8 protein-coding genes are annotated in these 9,958 nt (G+C 36.0%); 7 read left to right on the top strand and 1 reads right to left on the bottom strand.

Translation table 11 applies throughout. The features are described from left to right. The 3 genes from ACQKOG_RS02035 to ACQKOG_RS02025 all read left to right on the top strand — a co-directional run. A partial coding sequence (locus ACQKOG_RS02035; RefSeq protein ID WP_427444686.1) for a hypothetical protein occupies window positions 1–354 on the top strand: 354 nt, incomplete at its 5' end. A 120-nt stretch (window positions 355–474) separates the two neighbouring features. Then, window positions 475–1,137: a potassium channel family protein gene (locus tag ACQKOG_RS02030; RefSeq protein ID WP_370077040.1), complete on the top strand. Its 663-nt coding sequence runs from the start codon at window positions 475–477 to the stop codon at window positions 1,135–1,137. Window positions 1,138–1,142: 5 nt separating this feature from the next. After that, on the top strand, window positions 1,143–1,622 hold the full coding sequence (locus ACQKOG_RS02025) for a hypothetical protein (protein ID WP_370076973.1): 480 nt from the start codon (window positions 1,143–1,145) through the stop codon (window positions 1,620–1,622). 231 nt (window positions 1,623–1,853) lie between these two features. On the opposite strand, the gene ACQKOG_RS02020 is transcribed toward ACQKOG_RS02025, so the two are convergent. Continuing rightward, window positions 1,854–3,116 carry a dicarboxylate/amino acid:cation symporter gene (locus tag ACQKOG_RS02020; RefSeq protein WP_370076975.1) on the bottom strand — a complete coding sequence of 421 codons (1,263 nt, stop codon included), beginning with the start codon at window positions 3,114–3,116 and terminating at the stop codon, window positions 1,854–1,856. Between the two features lie 439 nt (window positions 3,117–3,555). On the opposite strand from ACQKOG_RS02020, the gene ACQKOG_RS02015 reads away from it, so the two are divergent. The 4 genes from ACQKOG_RS02015 to ACQKOG_RS02000 all read left to right on the top strand — a co-directional run bounded on the left by ACQKOG_RS02015 (window position 3,556) and on the right by ACQKOG_RS02000 (window position 9,941). Beyond that, complete coding sequence (locus ACQKOG_RS02015) at window positions 3,556–5,157, top strand: ATP-binding protein (protein WP_427444682.1); 1,602 nt, start codon at window positions 3,556–3,558, stop codon at window positions 5,155–5,157. Further along, entirely contained in the window at window positions 5,158–5,862 is a 705-nt protein-coding gene (locus tag ACQKOG_RS02010; protein ID WP_370076979.1) for a response regulator, read from the top strand. It abuts the gene before it with no gap. A 342-nt stretch (window positions 5,863–6,204) separates the two neighbouring features. Continuing rightward, on the top strand, window positions 6,205–8,727 hold the full coding sequence (gene mprF / locus ACQKOG_RS02005; RefSeq protein ID WP_427444679.1) for a bifunctional lysylphosphatidylglycerol flippase/synthetase MprF: 2,523 nt from the start codon (window positions 6,205–6,207) through the stop codon (window positions 8,725–8,727). Between the two features lie 428 nt (window positions 8,728–9,155). Beyond that, window positions 9,156–9,941 carry an alpha/beta fold hydrolase gene (locus ACQKOG_RS02000; protein ID WP_370076985.1) on the top strand — a complete coding sequence of 262 codons (786 nt, stop codon included), beginning with the start codon at window positions 9,156–9,158 and terminating at the stop codon, window positions 9,939–9,941. Window positions 9,942–9,958: the final 17 nt, after the last annotated feature.

Here is a 9,958-nt window from a genome sequence, read left to right as displayed (position 1 = left end):
GAGCAGTTTTGGAGCAAACCTGATCACTTCCTCGGTCAACCCGAGCAGTTTTGGAGCAAACCTGATCACTTCCTCGGTCAACCCGAGCAGTTTTGGAGCAGACCTGATCACTTCCTCGGTGAACCCGAGCAGTTTTGGAGCAAACCTGATCACTTCCTCGGTGAACCCGAGCAGTTTTGGAGCAAACCTGATCACTTCCTCGGTCAACCCGAGCAGTTTTGGAGCAAACCTGATCACTTCCTCGGTCAACCCGAGCAGTTTTGGGGCAAATCTGATTACTTCCTCGGTCCACCCGAGCAGTTTCGTCTCTCACCCGATCAAATCCTAACGACAACCGAACAAGAAAGCCACTAGGCAGAACGATCCTGTCCAAGGATTGTCTTTTATTGACGAATAGTCTCTTGTTTTGACGATACATATAGCAGAGAATACGTTACAATAATGGTATAGTAGTTTTCGGAGGGATTATTAATGATGAAAAAAGAGTTTGCTGTCATTGGACTGGGTCGTTTTGGAGGAAGTATTGTTCGAGAACTAATGAGTCAAGGCGCACAAGTTATGGCGATAGATCATTCCTCAGAGCGGGTGGACGAGTTTGCTTCGATTGCCACGCAGGCCGTTATCGCAGATTCGACGGATGAATCGGTATTAATTTCATTAGGTATTCGTAATTTTGAGCATGTTATCGTAGCGATTGGTGAAAATATTCAGGCTAGTATTTTGTCGACTATTATTTTAAAAGAAATTGGTGTTCAGCAGATTACTGTAAAGGCTCAGAATGATTACCATGAAAAAGTTCTGCGTAAAATTGGCGCAGATTTTGTCGTGCATCCTGAGCGTGATATGGGGATACGTATTGCCAATAATATGTTGTCTAATACAGTGCTCGATTATTTAGAGCTTTCAGATGAACATTCAATTATGGAGCTTAAGGCCAATGATGCGATTGCAGGTTACTCTATTATGGATCTAGATATTCGTGCAAAGTACGGGATTAATATTGTAGGTCTTAAGCGTGGTCCAGATATCATCGTATCTCCACAGGCGAGTGATAAAATTTTGCTGGGAGATATAATGCTTGTCATTGGGGCGGATGTAGATATTAACCGCTTTGTCAAAAAGGCATTGAATGGGTAATGAAAATGAATAAACGAAGATGGAAACTAGTTATATTTGCTGCAATTATTCTTATTGTCGCCTTTACATTACAATCTCGCGACAAAAATGAGGAAGAGGCTATTTCTCGCATTTTAGATCATACAGCAGAAATTGATGCAATCGAGCTATTTAAAGGAGAGCAATCTTTATTTCGAGCAACAGGTCAAGATGCAACAGCTAATATTGAAAACTATCCGCTAAGCCATGTTAAGAAACTAAGTAAAAAAGAACGAGCTATATTTGAAGAAAAACCACTTTATCATATTGTCTACGAAATTAAAGGAGAGCCTTTATATGAGGTAGATATTTTAAAGGTCGCGATTAGCTCTGAGCTAAGTGAAGAATTACAGCAGATGGTTTTTAATGTTGGGGATCAGCAATATTTGATATATTGGGCAAAAGAGAAAAAAGCACTTGAACAATCAACAAATACGCAACGTTTGCTTGAACAATATGTTAAATAAAAAGGAGTAGTGAAAACAGCAACTAGCTGTCATCACTACCCTTTCTTGTAGTTAAGGAAAATATAGACCCTTTGCCTGTAGATAACTTAGAACATAGTAGGTGTCTAGGCTAACCGCTACAACCTCTAGGTCGCTTCGATCCCTCGGGCAAAAGTGGATTAGCGTTTACTTTTGCCCCGAGGGGCTCTCCGGCGCTTGTCGGATGTAAACGAGCGCTTTAGTGAATTGTTCTTAGGACACAATAGTATTTTTTCCTTGAAGTGCACGCTCTTGCATTTCTATATCAAACTCTTTTTCAGATTTCGATACGACTACACAAGCTACACCGTTACCAATTAAATTTGTTACGGCACGTGCCTCAGACATGAAGCGGTCAACACCAATTAATAGCGCAATTCCTTCAACTGGAATCATTGGGAAAGCAGCAAGTGTTGCTGCTAATGTGATAAAACCAGAACCTGTTACACCAGCGGCTCCTTTAGATGTAATCATTAAAATTCCAAGAAGTGTAATGATTTGAATCCACGTCAAATCCATTCCGTATGCTTGTGCAATAAATAATGCAGCCATTGATAGGTAGATGGACGTTCCATCAAGATTGAAAGAATAACCGGTTGGTACTACTAATCCAACAACTTGTTTAGAGCAACCAAAGTTTTCTAATTTACGCATCATAGATGGCAAGGCAGATTCAGATGATGAAGTACCAATTACTAAGAAAATCTCCTCTTTTATATAAGCGATAAATTTAAAAATGTTGAAGCCGAAAAATTTTGCGATCGTTCCTAAAACAAAAACTACGAATAAGAACATTGTAATGTATACTGCGGCCATTAATAGACCTAAGTTGCCTAACGATTTCAAGCCAAAATTACCAATCGTAAAGGCCATTGCACCAAAAGCACCTATTGGAGATATTTTCATCACCATACTTACGATTTTGAAGAAAATTTCTGCCACTTGTTCAAAAAATGTGATGACAGGTTTTGCAGGTGCTCCAATAGAAGCAGCAGCTAAGCCGAACAATATTGCAGAGAATAACACAGGAAGTAATTGTCCTGTTGCAAGTGCACCTACAACGTTTTCAGGAATAATGCTAGAGATGAAAGCACCTAAGCCTTGCTCAGACTCTGCTGCAGCAGTTGTATATTTTGAGATATCGGCTTCGGAAGCACCTGATGTATCTAAACCTGTACCAGGGCTAACAATTAATGCAACAGCAATACCGATTGCTAAGGCAATGGTAGAGACAATTTCGAAATACAGTAACGCCTTTCCTCCGATCTTTCCAACTTTTTTCATATCCCCCATACTACCGATTCCGATTACAACTGTTAAGAAGATAATAGGGGCGATTAACATTTTAATTAGCTTAATGAATAAGTCAGCCAGGATTTTAAGGCTTGCACCAAACTCAGGGAAGATAGCCCCAACAATCACCCCTAGAATAATCGCAACTATAACCTGAACAGTCAGATTTTTCAGTAATTTCACTTTATGCTACCTCTTTTCTAAATTTTCTCTTTGATATCGTTTTCACTAGAATTATCATAGCGAATCTTTTTAGAAAAAAGAGATTTAGAAAATAAGAAACATATCGTTCATTAAGTACATTCATCCATATTTTAAATAAAACGTAGTGTTTTCAATAACTCAAGCTGTTATGATACTCTGCAAATAATTTACTATTGTTATAATACAAAAATAATTAATGAAAGAAAATTTAGTTTTATGTCAATTTTTTGTAATATTGTTCATTAAGTTCATGACTTTCTCCTACTTATGTCAACTAAAAGTGTTGTCAAAAGATTTTTTTGAAGATAATCTTAAAAGCATATCATTGATAGAAGTTACATTCTGAGCATGAGTAAAATCATCCCATTAAACTTCTTTAATAGTGAAATGCAGAGATTTGGAAAGGAAGGAATATTAAATGATAAAAATGCCTGTAAACGGCAAAATCCTGCTAGTGACATTTTTAATCATTGCATTCTCCTTTTTACTTGGTGGCATTTTTGTACTTGGAAACCTCTTAACTGAGCAAGAAAAGGAGTTTGGTCAGCGTGCTATGCTCGTAGCGCGGACTGTATCAAATGTGCCAGAAATCAGTATGCATTTGAAAAATGACAATATTAAAGAAGCTGCGAAAAATGTCAATAAAATTGTAGATGGAATTCGTGTTGTTAATAAAGCGGAGTATATTGTTGTAATGAATATGGATCGTATTAAACTATCTCACCCAGTTAGTAAAGAAATAGGGAAGCGTAGTGAATCACAGGATTTAAATGCTTCCTTTAGTGAGCATTATTATATATCGAAGGCGCAAGGGGAAGCGGGTGTAATGATTCGAGCTTTTGTCCCTATTATTGATGACAAAAAAGAACAAGTAGGCATTGTCGTTGTAGGGTATTCACTGCCAACTTTTATAGAAATGTTGCAAAATTATGAGCATGAAATTTTTATTACTATTCTTATATCGCTTGTTTTTAGTATTTGGGGGGCATATACACTTGGCCGACATATTAAAAAGCAAATGTTTGGGCTTGAGCCTCATGAGATTGCCAAGATGTATGTGGAACGAACAGAAACGTTCAATGCTATGCATGAAGGCATTATAGCAGTCGATAAAGGAATGAATATTACAATTTTTAATGAAAAAGCAGCTGATATATTAGGAGTTACTAGAAAGATAGAGGATTGTATCGGGGAAAAGATTTATGATGTTTTGCCTGACACACGATTGCCTGAAATTGTTGAAACGGCAACGCCGGTATACGATCAAGAGCTCTACATCAATCATCATAGTATTTTGAGTAATCGTGTCCCGATTATTGTAAATGGTGAGTTAGTGGGAGCAGTTGCTATGTTTAAAGATTTAACAGCCGTGAAAAAGCTTGCGGAAGAGGTAACAGGTGTTAAAGCTTTTGTGCAAGCACTGCGTGTACAAACACATGAGCATAAAAATAAGCTTCATACTATTGCAGGACTTCTACAATTGGGACATACAAAGCAAGCACTTGAATACGTTACAGCTACTACTGAAAATGAAGCTTCTTTAACGAAGTTTTTGAATGAACGCTTTCATAATGAAAATATTTCAGGATTATTGCTTAGTAAAGTTAGTTATGGCAAGGAATTAGGCATACAAGTAGAAATCGATCGAAAAAGTCATTTTAAAAGCTTTCCCCCATTATTAGATCACCACGATTTTGTCGTCTTGTTAGGAAATTTAATTGAAAATGCCTTTGAAGCGCTAAATGTTCTTTCGAAGGATGATAAATATGTAGCGATTTCTGTAGATGAGCATGACGGTGTGCTAGCAATTGCTGTTTCTGATAATGGAATTGGGATGTCTGAAGAGGTTCAAGTTCGTATGTTTGAAAATGGATTTTCTACAAAGGCAAGTGAGAATCGCGGTATCGGCTTGCATTTAATACATGAAATCGTAAGAAAAGGTAATGGCGATATTGAGGTAGTGAGTGAATTTATGAAAGGGACAAGTTTCTTAATCTTATTTGAGTTAGGGGAAGAGTAGATGGATGTAATAAATGTGTTATTAATTGAAGATGATCCAATGGTACGAGAAGTGAACAGGCAATTTATTGAGCAAATCACAGGATTTTCATTGATAGGCTATGCTGGTAATGGGATAGAAGGGATAGAGAAGATTAAACAATTAAACCCTGACCTTGTCTTTATGGATATTTTTATGCCAGAGCAGGATGGTATTATTACGCTAGGAAAAATTCGTGAAGAACATATTCCAGTTGATGTTATTGCCGTAACTGCTGCGAATGATATGCCTACTGTGCAGAGAATATTACACCTAGGTGTCTATGATTATATTATGAAACCTTTTACGTTTGAACGAATTGAACAGACTTTAAAGAATTATCAAGGTTATAGAAAGAAAATAAGTGGTATGCAAGATCTAACACAGCATGATGTAGATCATCTAATGCAGCAACGTATTTCTGAACAAATAGTTGTTCCTCCGATCACTGAGACGATAATAATTGACGAGCTACCAAAGGGTTTTAATCGAGCAACATTAGACAAGGTGCTTGCCTACATTCAAGAGAGTGACGGAGCCGTATCAGCGGAAGAAGTGTCAACGTATATTGGAGCAGCTCGTGTAACAGCTCGACGTTACCTGGATTTTTTAGAAAAACAAAATTTATTAAAGGTGGATATACAATATGGAAGTGTGGGACGTCCTATCCATCGATATTATATTTAATCCGAATGAGTGTCTTATAGAGCTGTTTAATACATTTTTTATAGGGAAACTATAGAAATTAAGGGGATATTCGAAGCATCATTCGCTTTCTCACCAATATGGATTAGATTTTGGGAAGAAGAAGGTGTTTAGGGAAATTTGTTTATTGATGAATACATTATGCAGCAAATAGAGTCAATAGTTGAATAAAATATGCTTTATCCCGAGAGGCAAACTTACTTTAGCGATACATATAGCAGAGAATCCGTTACAATAATGGTATGTTATTCTTCGGAGGATTTTTTATGGAAATTAAAGATATACTTGATTTTAGAAAGCTAATGGGGAGTAGGTTTAATACACATGTTCAACGTTCGAAAAGAGTCGCTATTTAAATTTTTGAAAATTCTATTTCCAATAGCGCTTTTAGCAATAGCAATTTATGAAATTCTACAAACGATAAGTGGGATAGATGTTCATTTACTTCGGAAAGAAGTGAATGAACTGCAGATATGGGAGCTCTTATTTATTCTTTTTATCACCTTCTGTGCCATTACACCGATGATTTTTTATGATGTAATTTTAGTGAAAATATTAGGAATCAAAATAAACAATCGTCTTTTGCTGAATCATTCATTTATTGTGAACACCTTCTCCAATCTTATAGGCTTTGGTGGTTTAGTTGGTGTTTTTCTGCGTAACTATTTCTATTCGAAATATAAAGAGGATAAGGAAGACTTGTTAAAAAGCATTGCCTCCGTAACACTCTTTTATTTAACAGGGATTTCGCTGTTAGCTTGGATTATGTATATATTCTTTTGGGACTTCCCATTGCTAAAAGAAGTACGATGGTTAAAGATAGCAGTTATTCTTGTCAGCTTATATGTTCCGATTTTTATTGCTATGCTTTTCATTCGCAATAAAAAAGCAGGTTCTATAAAGCCGAGGATCTCTCTTCAATTGATAGGTACTTCCGTAACTGAATGGGTTGCAGTCTTTTTAGTTATCTGGATATTAACTTTTATATTGAAGATCCCAATAGAATTCTCCAATTTAATCCCCATATTTTTAATTGCTTCCTGCGCGGGTATTGTTAGTATGATCCCTGGCGGAGTGGGCTCTTTTGACCTTGTTTTTTTATGGGGGACTCAAAGTTTAGGAATCGCTGATGAAAAAGTGCTTTTTCTATTAATTTTGTACCGGGTTGGCTACTTTGTGCTTCCGTTTTTAGTTTCTTCTCTTTTGTTTGTAAAAGAATATTGGGAACGTTGGAATCAATCATGGGATGACTTGCCAAATGTCGTTTTTCAGAAACTTAGCCACATGCTATTAACGATAATGGTATTTCTCTCTGGCATTGTATTATTGCTATCGGCTTCAGTTCCAGGGATTTTAAGTCGACTAAAAATAGCTCAGGAATTTTTATCTTCGCCGATTATGCATGTCTCTCATCAAATGACTGTTGCAGCTGGCTTTATTCTCTTAGGTCTATGTAGAGGGATTAAATATAAAGTAAAAAGGGCATATCAGCTTTGCCTCATTGTGCTAAGTAGTTCTGCACTATTTTCAATTTTTAAAGGCTTGGACTATGAAGAAGCTATTTTTCTACTGATTGTCGCAGGGCTGTTAATTGCCTCAAAAAAACAATTTTACCGTGAAAGTTACGTTTTGACATGGGGCATCGTTTTGATTGATCTTGCTGCAGTGACAATTATTACAACGATGTATGTATTGATTGGTTATGTGAACTTACCGTCTTCCAAAATTCATATTCCAGTCGCTCTGCAGGAATACATCATTACTGATTACCGAGACCTATTTTATAGTGCAGTAATTGGTATCCTAATAGCAATTGTTATTTTTTATATAGGTTATTTTATCCGTGCACCTAAGAAAATGGAAAAGCTTTTATCAAGTGAGCAAGAAGAGAGAATCAAAGATCATTTGATGACCTATAAAGGGACGGAGTATTCACATTTAATTTTTTTACATGACAAATTTGTACATTGGAATAAACAAGGTACAGTTTTATTTTCTTATCAAATATATGCCGATAAGATCGTTGTACTGGGAGATCCAGTAGGAGATGAATCTGATTTTTTATCAGCTATTCAAGAGTTTTTAGAATTGGCAGATAAGCATGGTTATACACCAGTCTTTTATGAAATTAACAATAAAATTTTCCCTTCTTTACATGAGCATGGGTATAGTTTTTTTAAGCTTGGCGAAGAAGCTTTTGTAGATTTGGAGAAGTTTACACTTGCTGGTAAGGGAATGAAGGGACGTCGAGCGGTAAAAAATAAATTTGAACGAGAAAATTTTACAGTTGAAATAGTAAGCCCTCCTTACTCACAGGAATTAATGAATGAAATGCAAGAAGTATCAACGAAATGGTTGCAGGGAAGGTCAGAAAAAGGCTTTTCTCTTGGCTTTTTTAATGAACACTATTTAAACACTTCAAACATTGCCGTTTTACGTGGTACAGAAGGAGTTATTGGCTTTGCTAGTCTCATGCCCATGTACGATAATGGCGAAAGACTCTCAGTAGATCTCATGCGTTTTAAGCCGGGAGCACCATCTGGAACGATGGATTTCATATTCCTATCGCTTTTTGAATGGACAAAATCAGAAGGCTACCGTGTTTTTAATATGGGGATGTCGCCATTGTCAAATGTCGGGCAGTCTAGGTATTCCTTTTTAAGTGAAAAAATTGCAGCACAAATATTTTTACATGGGCAGCACTTCTATCATTTTAAAGGATTAAGAAACTTTAAATTAAAATATGCAGATTTTTGGGAGCCAAAGTATATAGCCTATCGAAAGAAATCTTCATTGCCATTTACAATGGCACAAGTCACGCTATTGATTGGCAAAAAGAGAAAATAGATAGCCGAATCATTTTAAAAAGTCTGTGCTGCCAGCATAATTAAACGCATTGGTCGCACAGCCAATAAAAAAAAGATGCATTGCAAAATTACTTTGCGATGCATCTTTTTTGATTGATTTTTTATCATTGGAAGAACAGCGGACATCGCTGATAAAAAAGCTAGAATCGCTGATAAAGTATCGAACATCGCCTAGAAACATTATGAATGTGGTATGCGGTATTCCAAATAGTATTTACTGGGCTTCATTACACGATGAAACAAAATATATGAAAAAAATGTAATTTTGCATTTGATTTTCCATTGGAGCTTTGTAATAATAGAGAAAATTTTAGTTTTGAGGTAAGTGGTGATCAGACCAAATTTTTTGTATATAGAACCTTTACGAGGAGCTCAAACTGTAAGTGAATTAGGGGGAGGTATAGTATCGTGAAAAATTATATACAATACAATGCATTTCAGAATAAAGAGGTAATAATTGCGATACCTGCGCTTGGTGAACGTAAAGAAATGTACGCAGCATTAGCGAGCATCTTACCAGAAGCCCATATTGTAGCAATCGATTTACCAGGGCATAATGGTCAACTAGATAATGATTTTTCATTTCAGTCGTATAACAATACGATAAAAGAAATTATGGAGTATCTAAAAATTACTAAAGCTCATTTTCTTGGAAATTCAATAGGTGCATGGATCATTCAAAATTTTTATACAAACTATCCTGATTCGGTTAAATCATTAACATTGTTAGACGGTGGATATTATTTTATAGGCGAATATCATCCTGATGATAAAGCAGAAATACAATTACCTATCATTGAACGATTAGAAGATTTACAAGAGGCTATAAATGAAGAAATACGGAACATGGGGAACTTGTCTGCAGAAAATAAAGAATATTCGTATAATTATTTCCTTCATAACTTTGTTGAAAAAAACAATGTCTATTACCATCACAGTGATGCAAATGCCTTAAATGATTTGTCAAAAGCAGTAGAAAAAAATAATTACTGTATAGAAAATGAAATTCCTTTGTCGGTGTTATTACTGTTGGCAGACGAACATTCGGATAGTTTGTTACATAAGAAGTTAAATAGATTTCAAGAAAGACAACCGAATGCACAAGTTGAGATTATTCCCAAAAGCTATCATTTTTTGCCTCTCACCAATCCAAATGAGATAGCTGCACGGATTAGAAAGGCAATCTTGCATTAAATTTTTTTAACTTCTAC

The organism is Lysinibacillus sp. NPDC093216 (assembly GCF_050280325.1).
Classification (GTDB): Bacteria; Bacillota; Bacilli; order Bacillales_A; family Planococcaceae; genus Lysinibacillus.
This window is presented reverse-complemented; position numbering and strand designations above follow the sequence as displayed.